This is a genomic window from Pseudomonas antarctica, from assembly GCF_900624995.1.
In the GTDB taxonomy this organism is placed as follows: Bacteria; Pseudomonadota; Gammaproteobacteria; order Pseudomonadales; family Pseudomonadaceae; genus Aquipseudomonas; species Aquipseudomonas antarctica.
Genome location: NZ_UYXQ01000002.1, coordinates 19,270 through 42,571 on the forward strand (window position 1 = coordinate 19,270; position 23,302 = coordinate 42,571).

Below are 23,302 nucleotides of genomic sequence, written 5' to 3' on the forward strand. Positions count from 1 at the left end.
ATGGATCTTGCCGCAGGGAGGCACGTAGGTGCCTGCCAGGAAGGCAAGGGGCGCAATTGTAGAGAAGGGGGAGAAACCGCGCAAGGTGATTGGCGATTATTTGAACAATCTTCCAAACACTGCAAAACGAAGGGTGGGAGGGGGCTTGCTCCCGATGGCAGTGGCACATCCAACACCTTCTATTGACTGACCCCGCGCTATCGGGAGCAAGCCCCCTCCCACATTTTGAATCTATGCCAGGCTCAAATTACTTTTTAGTCTTCGACTTCACGCCACGCTGACGCCGGGCTTCGAACAGACAGACGCCCGTTGCGACTGAAACGTTGAGACTGCTGACGCTACCGGCCATCGGCAGGTGCACCAGGTAATCGCAATGCTCACGGGTCAGGCGACGCATGCCTTTGCCTTCTGCGCCCATGATCAGGATGGTCGGGCCGGTGAGGTCCTGATCATAAATGCTGACCTCAGCCTCGCCTGCCGTACCCACGACCCAAAGGCCGCGCTGCTGGAGTTTCTCCAGGGTGCGCGCCAGGTTGGTCACGGCCACCAGCGGAATCACTTCCGCCGCACCGCAGGCCACTTTGCGCACAACCGGCGTCAATGTCGCCGACTTGTCTTTAGGCACGATTACCGCCAGTGCGCCAGCAGCATCCGCCGAACGCAGGCAGGCCCCGAGATTGTGCGGGTCGGTCACGCCGTCCAGCACCAGCAACAGCGGCGCGCCTTCGGTGCGATCGAGCAGCTCGTCGAGCATGGCCTCGCCCCAGACCTGGCTTGGGCTGACGTCCGCTACCACGCCCTGGTGAACGCCTTCTACCCAGACGTCCATTTCGCGTCGCTCGGCCTGGCCGATGGCGACTTTATTTTGGGTGGCAAGCTCGACCAGCGCTTGTACGCGCGGCTCGCTGCGACCTTCGGCCAACCACACCTGCTTGACGCGCTTGGGGTGGTGACGCAGCAGTGCTTCTACGGCGTGCACGCCGTAGATCTTTTCCAGACTCATGACTTGGCCTTAGGTTTGCGCGACCCGCCGCTTTTCGCGGGGGCCGAGCCCGCTTTGGGCGGGCCTTTACGGTGTTTACTCGGCTTGCTCGACGGCTTTTCCGCCTCGCGGGACTTTCCCCCAGACGCCGCTTTACCACCGCTCTTGGCTTCGCTGAGCAACTGCTGCTTCAACTCGCGGCTCTTGCGCAGCTCAGCGTTTTTCGCCGCAGCGTCGCTTGGGCGGTAGGCTTCGGGGGCCTTGTCCTTGGCTGACGAACGACGACCCGCCTTGGCTGGCGCAGGCTCGGCGGCCACTGCTTTCGCAGGAGCACCTTTACCTTTGCTTGCTGGCGCAGTCGTCTCGGCGCCACGTTTTTTACGGCCAGCCGGTTCGGCGGGCTTGTCAGGCATGCCGAAGTCGATCTTGCGCTCATCAAGGTCGACGCGCATGACCTGCACTTCCACGGTATCGCCCAAGCGGAAGCTGCGACCGCTGCGCTCGCCCGCCAGGCGGTGATGCACAGGGTCAAAGTGGTAGTAGTCACCCGGCAAGGCGGTGACGTGCACCAGGCCCTCGACATAGATGTCAGTCAGCTCAACGAACAGACCAAAGCCGGTGACGGCCGTGATGACGCCAGGGAACGACTCGCCCACGCGGTCTTTCATGAACTCGCACTTGAGCCAGTTCACTACGTCACGAGTGGCTTCGTCGGCACGGCGCTCGCTCATGGAGCACTGCTCGCCCAACTGTTCCAGCGCCGCTTCGTCGTACGGATAAATCCGTGCTTTCGGAATGGTCATGGCACCGGCACGCTTGACGTGCGGGGTGTTCTGCTTGGAATGGATCACGCTGCGGATCGCGCGGTGCGTGAGCAGGTCCGGGTAACGGCGAATCGGCGAAGTAAAGTGGGTGTACGCTTCGTAATTCAGGCCAAAGTGGCCCTGGTTATCCGCGCTGTACACCGCTTGGCTCAGGGAGCGCAGCATTACTGTCTGGATCACGTGGTAATCCGGACGGTCCTTGATGCTCGCAAGCAGCGCCTGGTAGTCCTTCGGCGTCGGGCCATCCTTGCCTTTGTGCAGGGACAGGCCAAGCTCGCCGAGGAACGCGCGCAGCTTCTCCAGACGCTCCGGCGGCGGGCCGTCATGCACCCGGTACAACGCAGGAATCTCGTGCTTTTTCAGGAACTCAGCAGTGGCCACGTTGGCCGCCAGCATGCATTCCTCGATCAACTTGTGCGCATCATTACGCGTGGTCGGAGTGATTGCGGCGATCTTGCGCTCGGAGCCGAAGACAATTCGGGTTTCCTGAGTTTCAAAATCGATCGCGCCACGCACATGACGTGCACCCAGCAACACTTTGTACAGCGAGTACAACTGCTTGAGGTGCGGCACGACATGGCCATACTCACCGCGCAGCGCTTTGGCTTCGCTGGTTTTCGGCTGCTCCAGGATGGTGCTGACCTTGTTGTAGGTCAGGCGCGCCTGGGAATGGATCACCGCCTCGTAGAACTGGTAGTCGGTCATTTCGCCGGTTTTCGAGATGGTCATCTCGCACACCATGGCCAAACGGTCGACTTTCGGGTTCAGAGAGCATAGGCCGTTGGACAGCTGCTCAGGCAGCATCGGGATCACGCGCTCAGGGAAGTACACGGAGTTACCGCGCACCTGGGCTTCGTTGTCCAGGGCCGAACCGATCTTCACGTAGCTGGACACGTCGGCAATCGCGACGAACAACTTCCAGCCGCCAGAGAACAGGCGCAGCTTGCCAGGCTTGGCTTCGCAGTAGACCGCATCGTCGAAGTCGCGGGCATCTTCGCCGTCAATGGTGACGAACGGCAGATGACGCAGGTCGATGCGTTTCTCTTTGTCTTTCTCTTCCACTTCCGGCTTGAGCTTGGCGGCTTCTTTGAGCACAGCCTCAGGCCAGACGTGAGGGATATCGTAGGTGCGCAGCGCAACGTCGATTTCCATGCCCGGCGCCATGTAGTTGCCGACCACTTCAACGATATCGCCCTGCGGTTGGAAGCGCGCAGTTGGCCAGTGGGTGATTTTCACCTCGACGAACTGGCCGACCTTGGCGGCGCCATTGCGGCCCGGGGTAATCAGCACTTCCTGCTGGACCTTCGGGTTATCCGGCACAACAAAGCCAATACCACCTTCTTCGAAGTAACGGCCGACGATGGACTCGTGGGCACGCGACACCACTTCGACGATCACACCTTCACGGCGACCACGACGGTCCAGACCGGAAACGCGCGCCAGGGCACGATCACCATCGAACACCAGACGCATTTGCGCCGGGCTCATGAACAGGTCGTCACTGCCGTCGTCCGGGATCAGGAAGCCAAAGCCGTCACGGTGGCCGGCGATGCGACCCAGGATCAGGTCGAGCTTATCCACGGGCGCGTAAGTGCCACGGCGGGTGTAGATCAGTTGAGCATCGCGCTCCATGGCACGCAAACGGCGGCGCAGGGCTTCGAGCTGGTCTTCGGTGGTCAGACCGAATTCCTCAACCAGTTGCTCACGGCTAGCAGGCGAACCACGATCGGCGAGGTGCGCCAGGATCAGTTCGCGGCTAGGAATAGGGTTTTCATATTTTTCCGCTTCACGAGCGGCCTCGGGATCGAGGGACTGCCAATCGGCCATTAGAGAGTTTTCACCTTGTCTATATGCGGGTTAGTTTGGCATACGCGTATTGAAACGGGAAATTTCAGGCATCAACAAGCGTTTAAAAGCCCTTTGTCGCCCTCGGAATGCACCTTGCACGACCATTGGCGAAATTTTCCAGACTTTTTTCATAGCAGGGCTTTACAGCTTAAAATCGCCTCCGTATAGTGCGCGCCATCGACGACGGCAACGTTGTTGATGCTGCCCAGGTGGTGAAATTGGTAGACACGCCAGCTTCAGGTGCTGGTGATCGCAAGGTCGTGGAAGTTCGAGTCTTCTCCTGGGCACCAATTTCAAACTCAAGGTTCTGTCTTGAGTCTCAAAAAACCCGCGAAAGCGGGTTTTTGCGTTTCAGGCCTTTGATTTTTAACAAGAATCTTGATTTATATTTTTGAATCAGGGGTTTACAGATCAAAAAGCCCTCCGTATAGTTCGCTCCATCAACGGCGTAAGCGTTGTTGATAATGCCCAGGTGGTGAAATTGGTAGACACGCCAGCTTCAGGTGCTGGTGATCGCAAGGTCGTGGAAGTTCGAGTCTTCTCCTGGGCACCAAATTCAGATCAAACCCGCGAAAGCGGGTTTTTTCGTTTCCGGCGTTTGAAAACCTGCTCGTCGATTTCCTCCCTTGTCCGTACTTGAGAAGTTTTATCGTTTATCCTTGCAATGATTTGTTGCATACAAGCGAGGAACAACCCGGATGATGATCAACGATATCCGTCTCAAAGCATCCCTTCTGCGCGGCCTTTCCATCACTTTGCTCGGCCTGACCCTGCTCTCGCCTGCCGCCTACTGCGCCGATAAGGTGTCACTGACCCTGTACAACGGCCAACACAAAGAAGTCGGCGACGAACTCGCCAAAGCCTTCGAGGCCAAGACCGGCATTCACGTCAATGTGCGCAAAGGCAGCAGCAACCAGTTGGCCAGCCAGGTCGTCGAAGAAGGCGACCGCTCCCCCGCCGACGTGATCTACACCGAAGAATCGCCGCCGCTGAACAAGCTCGGCGAACAAGGCCTGCTGGCCAAGATCGATGCCAGCACCCTCGACGTTTTGCCCAAGGATTATGTCGGCAGCAACGGCGATTGGATGGGCGTCACCGCACGCACCCGCGTCGTGGCGTTCAACCCCAAACTGATCGCCGAAAAAGACCTGCCCAAATCGGTACTCGATTTCGCCGGCCCCGAGTGGCAAGGCAAAGTCGGCTTCGTACCCACCAGCGGTGCCTTCCAGGAACAAGCCGTGGCGATCATCAAGCTGCACGGGCGTGAAGCCGCTGAAGAATGGCTGACCGGCCTGCGCGCCTTCGGCAAGGTCTACAGCAATAACATGGTCGCCCTTAAGGCCGTGGAAAACGGTGAAGTGGCCACCGTGCTGGTGAACAACTACTACTGGTTCGCGCTCAAGAAAGAAAAAACCAACCTGGATTCGCAGCTGCATTACTTCACCAATGGCGATGCCGGCGGCCTGATCACCGTGTCTTCGGCTGCCGCGCTGAAATCCAGCAAGCACCCGAAAGAGGCCCAGCAATTACTCGCCTTCATGACCAGCGAAGAAGGCCAGCGTGTGATCACCAACACCTCGGCCGAATACCCGCTGCGCAAGGGCATGGAATCGAACCGCGGCCTCAAGCCTTTCAGCGAGCTGCAACCGCCGAAAGTCACCCCTGCCGACCTCGGCAACGCCGAGGAAGCCCTGGACCTGGAACGTGAGGTTGGCTTGAACTGATGAACCCATCGCTACCCACCCCCGCCTTGCGCGGGGGGTTCAGCCCGCGGCGCAAGCGCCCGTCGATCTGGCTGCTGATTCCCGTTCTGGTGCTGGTTGGTCTGAGCCTGCTGCCACTGGTCTATGTCGCGACCAAGGCCTGGCAGGCGGGCTGGGCGGAGGCGGTGCACTTATTATGGCGGCCCTATGTATTCGGGCTGCTGCGCAACACTCTGGCGTTGATGATTGGCGTGACGGTGGCCTGCGGCGTGATCGGCCTGTCCCTGGCCTGGCTGCTGGAGCGCAGCAATCTGCCGGGCCGGCGCATCTGGGGCGTGATCCTGTGCCTGCCGTTTGCGGTGCCGGCGTTTGTCAGCAGCTTTACTTGGGTGTCGCTGAGCGCCAACTTTGAAGGATTGGCCGGGGCAATCCTGGTGATGACCCTGTCCAAATACCCGCTGGTGTTTCTGCCGGTGGCGGCAACCCTGCGCAATCTTGACCCGTCCCTGGAAGAATCAGCCCGCACCTTGGGGCTGAATCGCTGGGGCGTATTTTTTCGCATCACACTGCCCTTGCTGTGGCCTTCGCTACTGGCCGGGGCACTGCTGATTGCCTTGCATATGCTGGTGGAGTTCGGTGCACTGTCGATCATCGGCCTGCAGACCTTTACCACCGCGATCTACCAACAGTTCGAACTGGAATTCAGCAATGCCAATGCCGCGATGCTCTCGGCGGTGTTGCTGGTGATGTGCCTGACGCTGCTGTGGCTGGAGCTGCGCGTACGCGGCAAGGGCCGGCATGTGCGCATCGGCCAGGGCGCGGCGCGGCACGCTGAACAGGTTCAATTGGGCAAATGGGCGCCGCTCGGTCAACTCTATTGCCTGGCGCTGGCGGTCATTGGCAGCGGCATTCCTTTGGGGATGCTCGGGTATTGGCTGGCGGTGGGTTCGTCGGCGGCATTTCCCGTAGCCGAGATTGCTGAGGCGCTGCTGTCTTCGCTGGCACTGTCCTTAGGTGGCGCGGCACTGTGCCTGGTGTTGGCCGTGCCGGTTGGGTTGCTGGTGGTGCGCTACAAAGGCCAGTTGGCGATCTGGGCCGAGCGCCTGCCGTATCTGCTGCATGCCCTGCCCGGCTTGGTGATTGCACTGACACTGGTGTACTTCGCGCTGCACTATGTGCCGGCGCTCTATCAGACGTCGGCATTGTTGCTGATCGCTTATGCACTGCTGTTCCTGCCGCTGGCCCAGGCGCCGATTCGAACCGCCTTGAACAAGGCCGCGCCGCAGCTGGAAGAGGCTGCACGCACACTGGGCGCATCGTCGCTCAGCGCGTTTTGCCGGGTGACCTTGCCGATTATCTTCCCGGCACTGGGCGCGGCATTTGCGCTGGTGTTTCTGGATGCGATGAAAGAATTGACTGCGACGCTGCTGCTCAGTCCTACGGGGTTGAATACCCTCGCGACAGCCGTGTGGGCGCACACCTCGAATGTGGAGTTTGCGGCGGCAGCGCCTTATGCGGCGCTGTTGATTTTGGTGTCGGGGCTGCCGGTGTATCTGCTTACGACTCGGATGTATCTGAGCCGCTGAGACCGCAATCGCAGGCAAGCCCACAGTTGGCAGAGTTCCAACGCTGGAATGCAGTTGAATGTGGGCGCTGGCTTGCCTGCGATTGCGCCGGTACAGACGACGCTAAGCCCGAAACTGCCCCAAGCTCGCCTTCAACTGCGCCGCCAACCCGTCCAGCACCTTGCCACTGGCCGTGGTTTCCACCACCGCCTGGGCAGCACGCTCGGCCTGCGCATGAATCACTTCCACCCGCCCACGCACCGCATGCGCACCTTGCGCCTGATGCTCAGCCGCGCGCGTCGCCAAGCCAATCGCCGCATGCACTTGCTCCACCGAAGCCTGCACCGTCTGCTGCAGGCGCACGCTGTCGCGCAGCACCAGCAAGCCTTCGCTCGCCTGACGCCCCGCCTTGCCGATAGTTTCCACCGCCTCACGTGCGCCCTGTTGCAACGCCACGATATGCGCCTGAATATCACCCGTGGAACTCTGGGTTTTGCTGGCCAGGGCACGCACCTCGTCGGCCACTACCGCGAAGCCACGCCCGGTCTCACCGGCACGCGCGGCTTCGATCGCTGCGTTAAGTGCCAGCAAATTGGTCTGCTCGGCAATGCCGTGAATCACCGTCAGCACCACTTCAATTTGTTCGCTTTGCTGCGCCAGGCGCTCAATAACCTGAGAACCCGCCTGCACCTGCCCCGCCAACGCTTCGATCAAGCTGCCGACCTGCGCTGAAGTGCGCGAGTTTTCATCCGTTGCCTGGCGGATTTCCACCACCTGTTGCAACGCCGCTTGCATCGCATGACTTTCGGCCTGAGCCTCGTCCGCCATTTGCGACAGCGCGCGCAAGCTCTCGGCCACCTCATCACGCTGCAAACCGGCGGCCTTGTCAGCCCCGGCATTGCGTAAGGTCATCGCGCCGATCTCCACACCGGTACGCTGAGCGACATCGCCCGCCTCACGCACAATCGGCTGCAACTTATCCACAAAGCGATTCACCGCCGAAGCCATATCGCCGATTTCATCCTTGCTGCTGATCTGCACACGCTTGGTGAGGTCGCCTTCGCCCGCCGCCAGGTCATCCATGGCTGCAATCAACAACTTCAGGCGATTGACCACACGGCGCCCCAGCACGATAGCAATCAGCAGCAATACGCCGAAGCCTACCGCCGCAAGCCCCATGCCAATGCGCCAACGCAACGTGCCTGCTGCCTCTTGCACGGCGCTGGAAGTGTTAGCGGTCATCTGCGTGGCGGTGGCTTGCGCAGACTGCAGGCGCGCGCCCATGGCCGCCGCGCTATCTGCCGCAGCCCCCTTGAGGCTGTCGCCCACCAGTTGATCACTGCTGGCGATCAGTGCGGCAAAACGTTTATCCAGCGCAGCCAGGTCGATCTCTACCGACGCGGTCGAAACCCCCATGCGGACCTTGCCGATCTCGACGCCGTTGGGGCTGATAGACGCTTCGACATAGAACACGGAAGGATCATTTTTTGCCGCGTCCAAGACTTTATCCAAGGCACGGTCTCCCTGCCCCTTCGCGAGCAACGCCTGGTTGATCAGGTTGTCACGGTTCAGATAACGCGTCAGATGCTCCCCGGCCGCGTCGTCATACACCACGAACAATACGTTGGGATTGCGTTGGGCACGCCGGGCAAACTCCGACAGCGTCGGCACATCACTGTCCCACATGGCACGTGGCGCCACCGAGGCCAACAGTTGTGCCATGTCGTTGGCAGAATCTTGCAGGTCTTTTTCCAGGGTCGCACGCAACTGCTTCTGCTCGCCTTGCAGCCGCGCGGAAAGCCCGGCGGTCAGACGCTGGCGTGTATTGGAAGACAAGCTGTCGAGGCTGGATGTTACTTCCTTGCCAGCTTGCGCCAGCTCGCCAGACAGTTTCTGGCTGTCGATACCCAGGCGATTGCCCAAATCAGCTTCCAACGCCGTGACCGTGCTTCGCGTCAGGGCGACGGCCACCAGCACTTGCACCAAAAGAGCGATACCTAGGGTAACGAACACCGGCCGCAACAGTCGGCTTTGTAACAATGAGAGAACGGCAGACACTGGGAATCCCTCCATCACGGGTGCCATTAATTTGATAGCACCGCGAAAGAAAGAACCATAGCAAGGGTCGTGCCGTTTACCAGGCGGGCACGAAAAAGGGCTCCCGAAGGAGCCCTTTGCTTTTTACATCAACAGCTTATTAAGCGAACGGGTGACGCAGTACGATGGTCTCGTTGCGGTCCGGGCCCGTCGAAATAATGTCGATTGGCGCGCCGATCAGCTCTTCAACGCGCTTGATATAAGCACGAGCGTTAGCTGGCAGCTCTTCCAGGGTTTTGGCACCCACGGTCGATTCGGTCCAGCCCGGCACTTCTTCGTACACAGGCTGCAGGCCTACGTAGCTGTCAGCGTCGGTCGGAGCAACGTCCTTACCCTCTGCATCTTTGTAGCCAACACAGATGTTGATGGTTTCCAGGCCGTCGAGTACGTCCAGCTTGGTCAGGCAGATGCCCGAGATGCTGTTCACATCAATAGCGCGACGCAGGATAACAGCGTCAAACCAGCCGCAACGACGCGCACGGCCGGTGGTAGCACCGAATTCGTGACCTTGTTTGGCCAGGTGCGCACCGACTTCGTCGAACAGCTCAGTCGGGAATGGACCCGAACCTACGCGGGTGGTGTAAGCCTTGGTGATGCCCAGGATGTAGTCCAGGAACATCGGGCCAACACCCGAACCAGTGGCTACGCCACCCGCGGTGGTGTTAGAGCTGGTCACGTACGGGTAGGTGCCATGGTCGATGTCGAGCAACGAACCTTGGGCGCCTTCGAACATGATGTCTTTGCCAGCGCGACGCAGGTCGTGCAGCTCGGCAGTCACATCCAGCATCAGCGGCTTGAGCAGCTCAGCGTATTCTTTGCACTCAGCCAGGGTCTTTTCAAACTCGATGGCCGGCTCTTTGTAGTAACCCACCAGCATGAAGTTATGGTAATCCACCAACTCACGCAGCTTGTCTGCAAAGCGCGGCATGTTGAGCAGGTCGCCCACACGCAGGCCACGGCGTGCAACCTTGTCTTCGTAGGCCGGGCCAATGCCGCGACCGGTAGTACCGATCTTCAGCTCGCCACGGGCCTTTTCACGGGCCTGGTCCAGCGCAACGTGGAAGGACAGGATCAGCGGGCAGGACGGGCTGATACGCAGGCGCTCGCGCACCGGTACGCCTTTCTCTTCCAGCTTGGTGATCTCACGCAGCAGAGCGTCAGGTGCAACCACCACACCGTTGCCGATCAAGCACTGCACGCCTTCGCGCAGCACGCCCGACGGAATAAGGTGCAAAACGGTTTTTTCGCCATCGATGACCAGGGTATGGCCAGCATTGTGGCCACCTTGGTAGCGCACTACGGCGGCAGCATGTTCGGTCAGCAGATCAACGATCTTGCCTTTGCCCTCATCACCCCATTGGGTGCCCAGGACTACGACATTCTTACCCATAACACTTGTCCTCATTCGCGCAAACTTGGTGCCGGCGATGGCCGGCAGGAAAACTCAAGAAGCCAGTGGCGATAATTGCCAAAGCCCGTTCTGCAGAATCAATTGCCGGTCGCAGTCCGCTTCACGGGCGGCGGCCAATGGTTGCCCAGGCAAAGCCTGGACGACACGCTGACCCTCACTGCGCAACTGGCAAACCTGCTGCCAGAGTGCTGCGTCCGTACTGTCGGGCATCCAGATGCCACCAGACGGCAGCTCGACCTCAGCACGCCCCAGGGTCACCAGGGTTTTCAAATCGGTGGAAAAGCCGGTCGCCGGACGGGCCCGACCGAAGTCGGCGCCGATATCGTCATAACGACCGCCTTGGGCGATGGCCTGGCCAACACCCGGCACAAACACCGCGAACACCACACCGGTGTGGTAGTGGTAGCCACGCAACTCACCCAGGTCGAAATACAGCGGCAACGCCGGGAAGCGCGCCGACAACCGCTCGGCAATCGCCAGCACGTCATCCAGCGCCGCCAGCACTGGCGCCGGTGCATTGGCCAGGCGCTCACGGGCAGCCACCAGCACTTCACGACCACCGCACAGGTTAACCAGCGCGCGCAGCATGTCGGCGAGGTCGGCAGGCATGCCTTCGGTCAGGGCGATGACTTCATCGATAGCCTTGCGTTGCAGGGCGTCGAACAACTGTTGTTCCACTTCACCGGACAAACCGGCCGCGCGGGCCAGGCCGCGGTAGATACCGACGTGGCCCAGGTCCATGTGCACATCCGGCACATCAGCCAGCTGCAGCATGGCCAGCATCAAGCTGATCACCTCAACGTCGCTGCTCGGGCTGGCATCACCGTACAACTCGGCGCCCAGCTGGATCGGGCTACGCGAAGACGACAAGGCGCGCGGCTGGGCATGCAGTACGCTGCCGGCGTAGCACAGACGGCTCGGGCCTTCGCGGCGTAGGGTGTGCGCATCAATACGCGCCACTTGCGGCGTGATGTCGGCCCGAAAGCCCATTTGCCGGCCCGATTGCGGGTCGATGACCTTGAAGGTGCGCAGATCCAGGTCCTGGCCCGCGCCGGTCAGCAGGGATTCCAGGTACTCGATATGCGGGGTCACGACAAACTCGTAACCCCAGCTCTGGAACAGATCCAACACCTGGCGACGCGCTACTTCAATGCGCGCAGCTTCTGGTGGCAGTACTTCTTCGATGCCATCTGGCAGCAGCCAGCGGTCTACCGTTGCCATTACGCCATTCCCCTATGATCCGGGCGGCCAGCCCTCGGCCGAGCCTTGAGTGAAGCAGAAAATACCCGGCTCCTGCATAAACAACGCGCAAGAACGACGTGACGAAATGGCCTGCTAGCGGCCTCGTCGGGCACTTTCCTCGAAAAACCTGTGGCGTCTGCGGCGCACAACAACAATCAAACATGCAGACGCAAAAAAGCCGGGAATTTCCCGGCTGCCGCATCATACACCCGTTTTCTGAAAGGATCACCCCGCCAGGCATTTTAGCCGCCAGACGGAGTGGACCCTACAGAATCAGCGGCTGGTTACTTGGACTTTTCCAGGTAGCGGAAGAAGTCGCTGCTTGGGTCCAGCACCATGACGTCGGTTTTGTTCGCGAAACTTTCGCGGTAAGCGCGCAGGCTACGGTAGAACGCGTAGAACTCTTGGTCCTGGCCGTAAGCCTTGGCGTAGATCGACGCCGCTTGAGCATCACCATCACCACGGGCCTCTTCAGACTCGCGATAAGCTTCTGCCAGCAGTACGCGGCGCTGACGGTCGGCATCCGCACGGATACCTTCCGCCAGCTCGTTACCCTTTGCGCGGTGCTCACGGGCTTCACGCTCACGCTCGGTGCTCATACGCTCGAACACGCTGCGGTTCACTTCCTTAGGCAGGTCGATCGCCTTGACCCGAACATCGACAACTTCGATGCCCAGCTCTTTCTCAGCCATGATGTTCAATGAACGCGTGATGTCAGCCATCAGCGCATCACGCTCACCGGATACCACCTCGTGCAGGGTGCGTTTACCAAACTGGTCACGCAGGCCCGATTCCAAACGGCGCGACAAACGCTCGTCGGCAATCTGCTTGAGGCCGGAAGTCGCGGTGTAGAAGCGCTCGGCATCCTTGACGCGCCACTTGGCGTAGGCGTCAACCATCACGGCTTTCTTTTCCAGGGTCAGGAAGCGCTGTGTCGGTGCATCCAGGGTCATCAGGCGGGCGTCGAACTTGCGCACCTGGTTCACGTAGGGGACTTTCACATGCAGGCCCGGCTGGACATCCGCCTGGACCACACGACCGAATTGCAGCAACACCGCGCGCTCGGTCTGAGACACGATGTAGAAGCAGTTCCAGGCAGCGATGACCACGACGACGCCCACAATCAGGGCGGTCAGCGATTTATTGCTCATCAACGACTCTCCCTGGTACGTGTTTGCTGTTGCAGCAAGTCAGCGGCCGCACGGGCGCTTGCTTCGTTGGCAGCACTGGACGAACCGGTGGACGGTGCGCTGGTGCTGCTACGACCACCTTCGATCATCTTGTCCAGCGGCAGGTACAGCAGGTTGTTCTGCCCACCTTTGCTGCCGGTCACGAGAACCTTGCTGGTGTTGCTGAAGACTTCCTGCATGGTATCCAGGTACAGACGCTCACGCGTGACTTCCGGCGCCTTGCGGTACTCGGCAACCAGCTTGGTAAAGCGATCAGCCTCACCCTTGGCGCGCGAGACCACTTCGTCGCGGTAACCGTTGGCATCTTCGAGGATGCGCTGGGCCTGACCACGGGCTTCCGGCACGACGCCGTTGGCGTAGGTTTCAGCCTGGTTGCGCGAACGCTGCTCGTCTTCACGGGCACGGATCACGTCATCAAAGGCTTCCTGCACTTCGCGCGGTGCGGCTGCGCTCTGTATGTTGACCTGAGTAACGGTGATACCGGTGCGATAGGTGTCGAGGAACCGTTGCAGACGTTCCTTGATCTCGCTGGCCATCAACTCACGACCTTCGGTCAGCACCTGGTCCATGGCAGTGGAACCCACGACATGGCGCAGGGCGCTTTCAGTCGCCTGCTGCAGACTGATTTCAGGTTGATCGACGTTCAGCACGAAATCCTGAAGATTGCTGATCTTGTACTGCACGGTCAGCGGCACTTCGACGATGTTCTCGTCTTCGGTCAGCATCTGGCCCTGCTTGGTGTAGGCACGCTCACGCGTGACGTTCTCCATGTACTTCTTGTCGATCGGGGGGAAGTAGATGTTCAGGCCCGGGCCGACAGTCTCGTAGTACTTGCCGAAGCGCAGCACTACGGCTTGCTCCTGCTCGTCAACTACATAAACCGCGCTGTACAGCCACACGGCTGCGAGCACGACAAGACCCAGGCCCAGCAGGCCATAGCCACCGCCCTTGCTTGTGCGACCGCCGTCGTCACCACCACGTTTTTTCCCACCACCGAACAACCCATTCAGGCTTTCCTGCAGCTTTCGGAAGGCCTCGTCGAGATCTGGTGGCCCCTTGCGGTCGCCATTATTGCGGCGTTTACCACCCCAAGGATCCTGATTATTCGAGTTGCCACCCGGCTCATTCCAAGCCATAGCGCTCTCCATCTGATAAAGCAAAGACGCACCCACGGCGCGCCGACCAATGCTACAGAATGCCTGCTGCCGCGGCACAACCGCTTTAGGAGGCTTTTATTGCAAAGTGTGTTGTTCGATGAACTCCGTCGGCACCACACCTTCACGACTGACCAGCCGATTCAGCTCCGAGCGCGGCAATCGAACGGCCAGCAAGCTGACGCCTTCTTCGTCGTACTCTTCTTTCTGTACTGCGCCGAGCTCGAAAAACTGTGCACGCAGTCGAGCAAAACGCTGAGGCAAGCGCAAGGTGCCCACAAACAAATCACTGCCCAGCAACTCGGCAATGGCTTGTTCAAGCAATTCCAAACCACTGCCGTCACGCGCCGACAGCCAGACCCGCTGAGGCTTACCATCTTCGTCGCGCTGGATTTGTGGCTCAACGCCTTCAAGCAAATCGAGTTTGTTATAGACCTCGAGGATCGGCAAGTCCTGCGCACCAATCTCGCCCAGTACCACCATCACCTGTTCAATCTGCAACATGCGATCCGGTTCAGCCGCATCGATCACGTGCAACAGCAGGTCGGAGTTGCTCGACTCTTCGAGCGTAGACCGAAACGCCTCGACCAGCTTGTGAGGCAGGTGACGAATGAAGCCCACGGTGTCGGCCAGGACAATCGGCCCCAGGTCGTCTAGTTCCAGACGGCGCAGGGTCGGGTCGAGGGTGGCGAACAGTTGGTCGGCCGCGTACACGTCCGACTTCGTCACATTATTGAACAGTGTGGATTTGCCGGCGTTGGTATAGCCCACCAGGGAAACGGTAGGAATGTCCGCACGCATACGGCCACGACGCGATTGCTCGCGCTGACTGCGCACCTTTTCCAGGCGGCCCTTGATCTGACGCAGGCGAACCCGCAGCAAACGTCGGTCGGTTTCCAGCTGGGTTTCACCCGGGCCGCGCATGCCGATACCGCCACCTTGACGCTCAAGGTGAGTCCAGCCACGAACCAGCCGGGTGCTCATGTGGTCAAGCTGAGCCAGTTCTACCTGGAGCTTGCCTTCATGGGTACGGGCACGCTGGGCGAAGATATCGAGAATCAGACCGGTACGGTCGATCACGCGACACTCGAAAACACGTTCGAGGTTACGTTCCTGACTGGGCGTGAGGGTGTGATTGAAGATCACCAGATCGGCTTCTTCAGCATGAACCAGGTCGCGCAATTCCTCGACCTTGCCGCTGCCGATCAAGTATTTGGCGGTTGGCCGATGACGCGGCACGTTAAAAAACGCAACGGTCTCGGCGCCGGCCGAATTTGCCAGCTCCTGAAACTCCTGCGGATCTTCGCGCGCCTCAGGGTCCTGTCCATCCAAGTGAACGAGGATCACTCGTTCACCACCACCGTGGCGCTCAAAGAACAAAGGAGACTCCTATCAGGCGTTACCTGGCTCAGCGTCACCCTGTTCGGTATCAGTTGCGCTAGGCAGACGGATAGGACGAACTGGAACGACTGTCGAGATAGCGTGCTTATAAACCATCTGGCTGACGGTGTTTTTCAGCAGGATCACGAACTGGTCGAACGACTCGATCGTGCCTTGCAGCTTGATCCCGTTGACCAAGTAGATGGAAACCCCCACTTTCTCTTTACGTAAAGTATTCAAGTAAGGGTCTTGTAGCGAATGCCCTTTTGACATGTGCCGCACTCCTTTAAGGATCAATAATAAAATTCGGAAAATAGATAGCTTATGGCCGCCACACCCCCAAGGATAGACGGCAATTGCAAGGACTCAGCTCAATATGGAGACCGTTCCCAGGTATTTCAAGGCGCGTGACAGATTGTCGCTGTCCAGGCTGTCCAGCCAGTGCAAATCGCTCCAGCTGCGCAACCAGGTGAACTGGCGCTTCGCCAATTGGCGCGTGGCAATGATGCCGCGCTCCTGCATTTCGGCTGACGTCAGCTTGCCATCCAGGTGATCCCAGACTTGGCGGTAGCCAACAGCACGTATCGACGGCAACCCAGCATGCAGGTCACCTCGGGAACGCAGTGCTACGACCTCCTCCACAAACCCCTGTTCCAACATAATTGTGAATCTTTGTGCAATTCGTTCATGTAGCACCTGGCGATTTGACGGAGCAATGGCCAGATTCGCCACAGTATAGGGCAATACTGACTGTCCAGATGCGTCTGCATCAGCACTTTGCGCAGTTTGTTTCAGCCGATGTTCAGTCATGGTCTGGCCGCTGACCCGCCAGACTTCCAGGGCGCGAGTGAGGCGCTGCGGGTCATTGGGGTGAATACGCGCCGCCGACACCGGGTCTACCGCCGCCAACTGGTCATGCAGGGCTTGCCAGCCAAAGCGTGCTGCCTCGTCCTCAAGGTCGACGCGCACTTGGGCGTCAGCCGGCGGCATATCAGCCAACCCTTCCTGCAAAGCCTTGTAATAGAGCATTGTGCCGCCCACCAGCAGCGGGATATTGCCCCGCGCGGTGATTTCAGCCATCGCGGCCAAGGCACCGGCGCGAAAATCTGCAGCCGAATAACTTTCTGACGGGTCGATGATGTCGATCAGTTTATGCGGGTACTCGGCCAACAATGCTTTGGAAGGCTTGGCCGTGCCGATGTCCATGTCCCGGTAAACCAGGGCAGAGTCAACACTGATCAGCTCGCACGGCAACACCTTGGTCAGCTCGATGGCCAGGTCGGTCTTGCCAGCGGCCGTGGGGCCCATCAAGAAGATCGCGGGGGGCAAGGCGCTCATCAACGACCGCGCAAGAACAGTTTGTCCAGATCGTCGAGGCCCATTTGGGTCCAGGTCGGTCGGCCATGGTTGCATTGTCCGCTGCGCTCGGTGTTTTCCATGTCACGCAGCAACCCGTTCATTTCCGGCAAGGCCAGGCGGCGGTTGGCGCGAATGGCGCCGTGGCAGGCCATGGTGCCGAGCAATTCGTTAATGTGTGCCTGGATACGGTCACTGGTGCCGTATTCCATCAGGTCCGCCAGCACGTCGGCGACCAATCGGTTGGCTTCGGCTTGCTTGAGCAGCGCCGGAATCTGGCGGATTGCCAGGGTTTCCGGGCCCAGGCGCTGCAGTTCAAAGCCGAGCTTCTGGAACACGCTGTGGTGCTCCTCTGCGCAATCGGCTTCACGCTGGCTGACGGCCAGGGATTCCGGTACCAACAGCGGCTGGCCGCTGAGGCCTTCGCTGGCCATGGCGATCTTCAGGCGCTCGTACATGATCCGCTCGTGCGCGGCATGCATGTCCACCAGCACCAGGCCATGGGCGTTTTCCGCCAGTATGTAGATGCCCTTGAGCTGGGCCAGCGCGTAACCCAGCGGCGGGATATCCCCACCGCCCTCCGGCAACGCGACAGTGCCCGGCTCGGCACCCGGCAACGGCGCAAAAAACTCGCGATAAGCCGCCTGGGCTTCGGCCACCGGCACTGCCGATTGCGGGCGCGGCGTGTATTGATACTGATAACCCGCCCCCGACCCGGAACCCGGCGCGGTGTAAGCAGGTTGTGGCTGTGACGACTGCAGCAGGTTGGCCGCCAGGCTCATTTCGCCCTGAGGGCCGAACTCGCCAGCTTGCGGACCACTCGGGCGCACAACGGCCGTCACGATTGGCGCAGACAACTGATCATCCGGGCGCACATCGCCCAAGGCGCGGTGCAAGGTGCCATAAAGGAAGTCATGCACCATGCGCCCGTCACGGAAGCGCACTTCATGCTTGGTCGGGTGCACGTTGACGTCGACCACTGACGGGTCGACCTCAAAAAACAGTACAAACGTCGGATGCCGCCCGTTGAACAATACGTCGCGATAGGCTTGGCGCACCGCGTGAGCCACCAGTTTGTCGCGCACCGCGCGGCCATTCACAAAGAAGTACTGCAAATCCGCCTGGCTACGGGAGAAAGTCGGCAACCCGACCCAACCCCACAGCCGCAGGCCATTGCGCTCGATTTCAATCGGCAGCGCCTGCTCCAGGAACCCCGCGCCGCAGATTGCCGAGACACGCCGAGCACGCGCGGCGTCGTCATGGGCTTCGTGCAGGCTGAGGATGGTCTTGCCGTTGTGGCGCAAGTGGAACGCCACGTCGAAACGCGCCAAGGCCAGACGCTTGATAACTTCTTGCAGGTGATCGAATTCGGTTTTTTCGGCTTTGAGGAATTTACGCCGCGCCGGGGTGTTGAAGAATAGGTCGCGCACCTCCACCGAGGTGCCCACTGGGTGTGCAGCCGGCTGGACCCTGGGCGCCATGTCGCGGCCTTCGGTTTCCACTTGCCAGGCCTGCTCGGCGCTACGGGTGCGCGAGGTCAGGGTCAGGCGCGCCACGGAACTGATAGACGCCAGGGCCTCACCGCGAAAACCCAGGCTCATCACCCGCTCAAGGTCTTCCAGGTCACGGATTTTGCTGGTGGCGTGACGCGCCAGGGCCAGCGGCAGGTCATCGGAAGAGATGCCACTGCCGTCATCGCGCACGCGCAGCAGCTTGACGCCGCCCTGTTCGACATCGACATCAATGCGCTTGGCGCCGGAGTCGATGCTGTTTTCCAGCAGCTCCTTGATCACCGATGCCGGGCGCTCAACCACCTCGCCCGCCGCAATCTGGTTGGCCAGACGCGGGCTGAGCAGTTCGATGCGCGAGCCGCTATTGAGGACTGATTCGCTCATTATTGCGCTGCCAATTCGGTGCCAGGGATGGTCAATACCTGGCCTACTTTCAACTCATCGGTTTTCAGGTTATTGGCGCGGCGCAAAGTAGCGGCCGAGACCTGGAAACGCACGGCCAGCATGGCCAGGGTGTCGCCGGGCTGCACGCGATGGTCACGTGGGCCCTGGGCGATTTTCCCAGAGTCACGCAGCCAGGCGATGTAGCTACCCGGCGGTGGGTTCTGCTGGAAGAACTGGCGAATACCGGCACTGATCGAACGCGCCAACGCCTGCTGGTGGCTGGCGCTGGCCAGCTTCGAGGCTTCGTTGGAGTTGGAGATGAACCCGGTTTCCACCAGGATCGATGGAATGTCCGGCGACTTCAACACCATGAACCCGGCCTGCTCCACACGTTGTTTGTGCAAGGAAGTGACGCGGCCGATATTGCTCAAGACCTTCTGGCCCACGTTCAGGCTGGAGGTCAACGACGCCGTCATCGACAGATCGAGCAGCACACCGGCGAGCATTTTGTCTTTGTCGTCGAGGGACACGTTGCCGGCCCCGCCGATCAAGTCGGAACGGTTTTCGCTGTCGGCCAGCCAACGCGCGGTCTCGGACGTGGCGCCACGATCGGACAGGGCAAACACCGAGGCGCCGAAAGCGGCGGTAGACGGTGCGGCATCGGCGTGGATCGACACGAACAGATCGGCGCCTTTCTTACGCGCGATTTCGGTACGGCCGCGCAACGGAATGAAGTAGTCACCGGTACGGGTCAGCTCGGCGCGATAGCCTTTCATGCCATTGACCTGACGCTGCAGCTCACGAGCAATGGCTAATACCACGTCTTTTTCATGCTGGCCGCGCGCGCCGGAGGCTCCCGGGTCTTCACCGCCGTGGCCGGCGTCGATCACCACAATAATGTCACGCTTACCCGCAGGCGCAGGTGGCGGCGGTGGCAACTTGACCTGAGGCTGTGCCGGGCTGACCGGCACGGCCGGCACGGTCGCAACGCTCGGAGTTGGCGCAGGCGGCGGTGCAGCATCAGCGGCATTGTCAAACAGGTCGACCACTAACCGGTTGCCGTATTGCGCGTTCGGGGGCAGCACAAAACTTTTCGGGGTTACGACCTTTTTCAGGTCGATCACCACACGCAGGTCGGTCGGCGTGCGCTGGGCCGAACGCATCGCGGTAATCGGCGTGTTGGCGGTGGCGACTTTCAACGGCGCAGCCAGGGTCGCACCGTTGATGTCGATCACCAGGCGATCAGGCGCCGTCAGGGTAAAGACGCTGTGCTGGACCGGGCCAGACAGGTCAAACACCAGTCGCGTGTTATCCGGCGCTCGCCACAGGCGAACACTTTTCACCTGCTCAGCAGCCAGAGCATTGAAAGTCATTGCCGCAAGCAACACCCCTACGACAGCAACCATCGCGCGAAAGCGCATACCTAACCCCACCAATTTTATTTGAATTCCAGTGCCAGAGCGGCACACCACGACTGGCCTCGCGCGCTCTGGGGCAACAACTTCAGCTGACGTCCATGATCATGGGGCGTAATGGTAATGGTCAGGTCCGGCTTTGGCAAAAAGCCTGTGCCTTTATCTGGCCACTCGATCAGACACAGTGCGTCTTCATCGAAGTAATCACGGATGCCCATGTATTCCAGTTCTTCGGGGTCTACCAGGCGATAGAGGTCGAAGTGAAAGGCACGAATCGCACCGATCTCGTAGGGTTCAACCAAGGTGAACGTCGGGCTTTTTACCGCACCGGTGTGGCCCAGCCCGCGAATAATGCCGCGCGACAGCGTAGTTTTGCCCGCCCCCAAGTCACCCTCGAGGAAGATCAACCCGGCGCCCGCCGTAACCTGGGCGATGCGCTGACCGAATGCGACCATGGCGTCTTCATCCGCCAGAAAAAGGGTTACGTCAGGCACGGCGACTGCTCCTCCAGCAATTGACGAATGGCAGGTATAAGGTCGCTGGCAGCCAGGCCACGGCCAAAGGTGCCTTGGCGATCCCCTGCCGTGGCGTGCAGCCACACGGCCAGGCAGCTGGCTTCATAAGCGGGCATGCCTTGGGCCAGCAACGCGCCGACCAGACCGCTCAGGACATCCCCCAAACCGGCCGCAGCCATTGCCGGGTGGCCTTGATCACAACGGGAAACCCGCCCGTCCGGGCTAGCAATCAAACTGCCAGCACCCTTTAGGATAGCCACTGCATTGAATTTCTGGCTCAACGCGCGCGCCACCATCAGGCGATCGGCCTGAACGTCGGCTGTCGAGATGCCCATCAACCGCGCCGCCTCGCCCGGATGTGGCGTGATCACCGAGTTGGCCGGCAGGCTCACGCTGCCCGTAGACACCTGATTCAAGGCGTCCGCATCCCAGACTTGCGACTGTTTGGCGTTAGCGGCGACGGATAACAGGCTTTTGCCCCAGGAAGCCTCGCCCAAGCCTGGGCCGATGACGATCACCGAGATCTTTTCCAGCAGCCCCATCAACTGGTTGGCCGAACTCACGCCAACGGTCATGACTTCCGGCAAGCGTGCCAGCGCGGCTGGTACATGCTCCGCTCGGGTCGCCAGCGATACCATGCCCGCGCCACTGCGCAAGGCGCTTTCTGCGCTCAATAGGGCAGCGCCACCAAAGCCACGGTCGCCGCCGATGACCAACAGGTGGCCGAACTGGCCTTTATGGGCGTCCGGGGAACGGGCAGCCAGTTGCGGCAAATGGCCGTGCAACAGCGGCTGTACGTCGGTTATTGCGTGTTTTGTCTGCGGCATGCGTCTTCAAGCTCCGATGTCTGGCAGAATTATACCTATCTAACCTGCGGTTTCCCTTGTCTCATGCCTGCCATCACCACCGATCTGCCCGCCCTCGCCCAATCGATCAAAGACTGGGGCCGCGAGCTGGGCTTTCAACAAGTCGGCATCAGCGGCCTGGACCTGGCCGAGCATGAACAGCACCTGCAACGCTGGCTCGACGCGGGCTACCACGGCGAGATGGACTACATGGCCGCCCATGGCAGCAAACGCTCGCATCCCGATGAGCTGGTGCCGGGTACGCTGCGCGTGGTGTCGCTGCGCATGGATTATCTGCCAGGCGACACCCAAATGGCGCAACTGCTGGCCAAGCCAGAAAAAGCCTACATCTCCCGGTACGCCCTGGGCCGCGATTACCACAAGCTGATCCGCAAACGCGTACAGCAACTGGCTGACCGCATCCAGGCACAGATCGGCCCGTTCGGCTTTCGCGCGTTTGTCGACAGCGCGCCGGTGCTGGAAAAAGCCATCGCCGAACAAGCCGGCCTCGGCTGGATCGGCAAAAACACCCTGGTGCTCAATCGCAAGGCCGGCAGCTATTTCTTCTTGAGTGAGCTGTTTGTCGATTTGCCCTTGCCGGTTGACGCCCCACACAGCACCGAGCACTGCGGCCGCTGCACCGCATGTTTGGATATCTGCCCCACCAATGCCTTCGTCGGCCCATACGTGCTGGACGCGCGACGCTGCATTTCCTACCTCACCATCGAACTCAAGACTGCAATCCCTGAAGACTTGCGCCCACTGATTGGCAATCGCGTGTTCGGTTGCGATGACTGTCAGATCGTTTGCCCGTGGAATCGTTTCGCCCGCACAACCCATGAGGGCGATTTCAAGCCACGGCACAATCTGGATAACGCCGAGCTGGCCGAACTGTTTATGTGGGACGAGGATAAATTCCTCAGCAGCACCGAAGGCTCACCACTGCGCCGCGCCGGCTATGAGCGCTGGCTGCGCAACCTGGCCGTGGGCCTGGGCAATGCGCCGTCGAGTATTCCCGTGCTGGAAGCCTTGAAGGCGCGCCGGGATTACCCCTCGGAGCTGGTGCGCGAACACGTGGAGTGGGCGCTCAACCAGCACGCTGCGCGCTAGTGCACATCATCGTTATAGACGAACTTGGGCATTTCCCAATGAAAACGGATTGCCAGCAGGCGCAATAGAAAGCCGCTGAACAAGGTGAGCAGAATCGCCTGCTCGCTGGGCAGCTCCAGATAAAGGCAGAGCATGTAGAACCACGCGGCCAGGAACGACACGCTGGCGTACAGCTCACGGCGGAAGATCAGTGGAATGTCGTTGCAGAAGATATCCCGCAGGATCCCGCCGAACACCCCGGTGATTACGCCGCTGACTGACGCCACTAACATGCCGTGGCCCATTTCCAGGGCGGTCATGCAGCCGATCAGGGTGAACGCCACCAGGCCCACGGCATCCAGCGCCAGGAACAGCGAGCGCAGGTGGCGCATCAGCGGCGCGATAAAAATTGTCACCAGCGCGGCAATGGAGGTCAGCACCAGGTATTCCGGGTGTTTTACCCACGTCAGCGGGTAATGCCCCAACAGCACATCGCGCACCGAACCGCCGCCCAGGGCGGTGACGCACGCGATCAGCACCACACCAAACCAATCCATGCCGCGCCGCCCGGCGGACAGCGCGCCGGTCATGGCTTCGGCGGTGATGGCGATGAGGTAGAGCATCAACAGCATGATGGCGATCCTTGCAAAGAGGCGCGCAGTCTAATCATTTGGTGATGGCACCAAAAGGGGGCGCTTGGCGAAAGACCGAGGCGCGCCCTTCGCGAGCAAGCCCGCTCCCACATTTGACCGAGTTCCACCTTTGGAATGCAGTCGAATGTGGGAGCGGGC

At 60.3% G+C, this 23,302-nt stretch carries 17 protein-coding genes, 2 tRNA genes and 2 pseudogenes; 5 read left to right on the plus strand and 16 right to left on the minus strand.

Translation table 11 applies throughout. From position 1 onward, the window contains the following. Positions 1-247: 247 nt before the first annotated feature. Together rlmB and rnr are read right to left on the minus strand one after the other, a co-directional pair. The gene (rlmB, locus tag E0F99_RS01840) at positions 248-1,003 is read right to left on the minus strand and encodes a 23S rRNA (guanosine(2251)-2'-O)-methyltransferase RlmB (RefSeq protein WP_083355543.1); all 756 of its coding nucleotides are present in this window, start codon (positions 1,001-1,003) and stop codon (positions 248-250) included. Further along, entirely contained in the window at positions 1,000-3,633 is a 2,634-nt protein-coding gene (gene rnr / locus E0F99_RS01845; protein WP_083355544.1) for a ribonuclease R, read from the minus strand. Before rnr ends, rlmB begins: the two co-directional genes overlap by 4 nt. Before the next feature lie 224 nt (positions 3,634-3,857). Between rnr and E0F99_RS01850 the strand changes: the two genes are divergently transcribed. The 4 genes from E0F99_RS01850 (at position 3,858) to E0F99_RS01865 (ending at position 6,943) form a co-directional block, all read left to right on the plus strand. Then, positions 3,858-3,944, plus strand: a tRNA-Leu gene (locus E0F99_RS01850). A gap of 176 nt (positions 3,945-4,120) precedes the next feature. Then, positions 4,121-4,207 (plus strand) — tRNA-Leu (locus E0F99_RS01855). Between the two features lie 145 nt (positions 4,208-4,352). After that, positions 4,353-5,378, plus strand: a complete 1,026-nt coding sequence (locus E0F99_RS01860) for an iron ABC transporter substrate-binding protein (protein ID WP_130908687.1) — start codon at positions 4,353-4,355, stop codon at positions 5,376-5,378. Then, positions 5,378-6,943 carry an ABC transporter permease gene (locus E0F99_RS01865; RefSeq protein ID WP_083355546.1) on the plus strand — a complete coding sequence of 522 codons (1,566 nt, stop codon included), beginning with the start codon at positions 5,378-5,380 and terminating at the stop codon, positions 6,941-6,943. Before E0F99_RS01860 ends, E0F99_RS01865 begins: the two co-directional genes overlap by 1 nt. A gap of 102 nt (positions 6,944-7,045) precedes the next feature. On the opposite strand, the pseudogene E0F99_RS31000 reads toward E0F99_RS01865, so the two are convergent. The 13 genes and pseudogenes from E0F99_RS31000 to E0F99_RS01925 form a co-directional block, all read right to left on the minus strand. Beyond that, positions 7,046-7,540: pseudogene (locus E0F99_RS31000) on the minus strand (methyl-accepting chemotaxis protein); the annotation flags it as partial. 411 nt (positions 7,541-7,951) lie between these two features. Then, positions 7,952-9,007 (minus strand): annotated as a pseudogene (locus tag E0F99_RS31005) (methyl-accepting chemotaxis protein); the annotation flags it as partial. Positions 9,008-9,119: 112 nt separating this feature from the next. Next, positions 9,120-10,409 carry an adenylosuccinate synthase gene (locus E0F99_RS01875; RefSeq protein WP_083355548.1) on the minus strand — a complete coding sequence of 430 codons (1,290 nt, stop codon included), beginning with the start codon at positions 10,407-10,409 and terminating at the stop codon, positions 9,120-9,122. A gap of 54 nt (positions 10,410-10,463) precedes the next feature. After that, on the minus strand, positions 10,464-11,651 hold the full coding sequence (locus tag E0F99_RS01880; protein ID WP_083355549.1) for an ATP phosphoribosyltransferase regulatory subunit: 1,188 nt from the start codon (positions 11,649-11,651) through the stop codon (positions 10,464-10,466). 305 nt (positions 11,652-11,956) lie between these two features. Then, on the minus strand, positions 11,957-12,823 hold the full coding sequence (gene hflC / locus E0F99_RS01885; protein WP_083355550.1) for a protease modulator HflC: 867 nt from the start codon (positions 12,821-12,823) through the stop codon (positions 11,957-11,959). Next, positions 12,823-13,998, minus strand: a complete 1,176-nt coding sequence (hflK, locus tag E0F99_RS01890) for an FtsH protease activity modulator HflK (protein ID WP_083355551.1) — start codon at positions 13,996-13,998, stop codon at positions 12,823-12,825. The genes hflC and hflK overlap by 1 nt, the downstream gene beginning before the upstream one ends. A gap of 96 nt (positions 13,999-14,094) precedes the next feature. Beyond that, positions 14,095-15,396 (minus strand): ribosome rescue GTPase HflX, encoded by a 1,302-nt coding sequence (gene hflX / locus E0F99_RS01895; protein WP_083355552.1) that lies wholly within the window; start codon positions 15,394-15,396, stop codon positions 14,095-14,097. Between the two features lie 12 nt (positions 15,397-15,408). Beyond that, positions 15,409-15,669, minus strand: a complete 261-nt coding sequence (gene hfq / locus E0F99_RS01900) for an RNA chaperone Hfq (RefSeq protein ID WP_083355553.1) — start codon at positions 15,667-15,669, stop codon at positions 15,409-15,411. A gap of 93 nt (positions 15,670-15,762) precedes the next feature. Then, the gene (gene miaA, locus E0F99_RS01905; protein WP_083355554.1) at positions 15,763-16,734 is read right to left on the minus strand and encodes a tRNA (adenosine(37)-N6)-dimethylallyltransferase MiaA; all 972 of its coding nucleotides are present in this window, start codon (positions 16,732-16,734) and stop codon (positions 15,763-15,765) included. Further along, entirely contained in the window at positions 16,734-18,647 is a 1,914-nt protein-coding gene (mutL, locus tag E0F99_RS01910; RefSeq protein WP_083355555.1) for a DNA mismatch repair endonuclease MutL, read from the minus strand. The genes miaA and mutL overlap by 1 nt, the downstream gene beginning before the upstream one ends. Then, positions 18,647-20,068 (minus strand): N-acetylmuramoyl-L-alanine amidase, encoded by a 1,422-nt coding sequence (locus E0F99_RS01915; protein ID WP_083355556.1) that lies wholly within the window; start codon positions 20,066-20,068, stop codon positions 18,647-18,649. The genes mutL and E0F99_RS01915 overlap by 1 nt, the downstream gene beginning before the upstream one ends. Positions 20,069-20,085: 17 nt before the next feature. Continuing rightward, a complete protein-coding gene (gene tsaE / locus E0F99_RS01920; protein WP_083355557.1) occupies positions 20,086-20,556 on the minus strand; it encodes a tRNA (adenosine(37)-N6)-threonylcarbamoyltransferase complex ATPase subunit type 1 TsaE in 471 nt (156 codons plus the stop codon). Next, positions 20,544-21,404, minus strand: coding sequence for an NAD(P)H-hydrate dehydratase (locus tag E0F99_RS01925; protein ID WP_083355558.1), 861 nt, complete (start codon positions 21,402-21,404; stop codon positions 20,544-20,546). The genes tsaE and E0F99_RS01925 overlap by 13 nt, the downstream gene beginning before the upstream one ends. Before the next feature lie 63 nt (positions 21,405-21,467). Between E0F99_RS01925 and queG the strand changes: the two genes are divergently transcribed. Beyond that, positions 21,468-22,532, plus strand: a complete 1,065-nt coding sequence (gene queG, locus E0F99_RS01930) for a tRNA epoxyqueuosine(34) reductase QueG (RefSeq protein WP_083355559.1) — start codon at positions 21,468-21,470, stop codon at positions 22,530-22,532. Here queG and E0F99_RS01935 read toward each other — a convergent pair. Continuing rightward, entirely contained in the window at positions 22,529-23,146 is a 618-nt protein-coding gene (locus E0F99_RS01935; protein ID WP_169875734.1) for a trimeric intracellular cation channel family protein, read from the minus strand. The two genes, queG and E0F99_RS01935, sit on opposite strands and share 4 nt — an antisense overlap. Between the last annotated feature and the right edge of the window lie 156 nt (positions 23,147-23,302).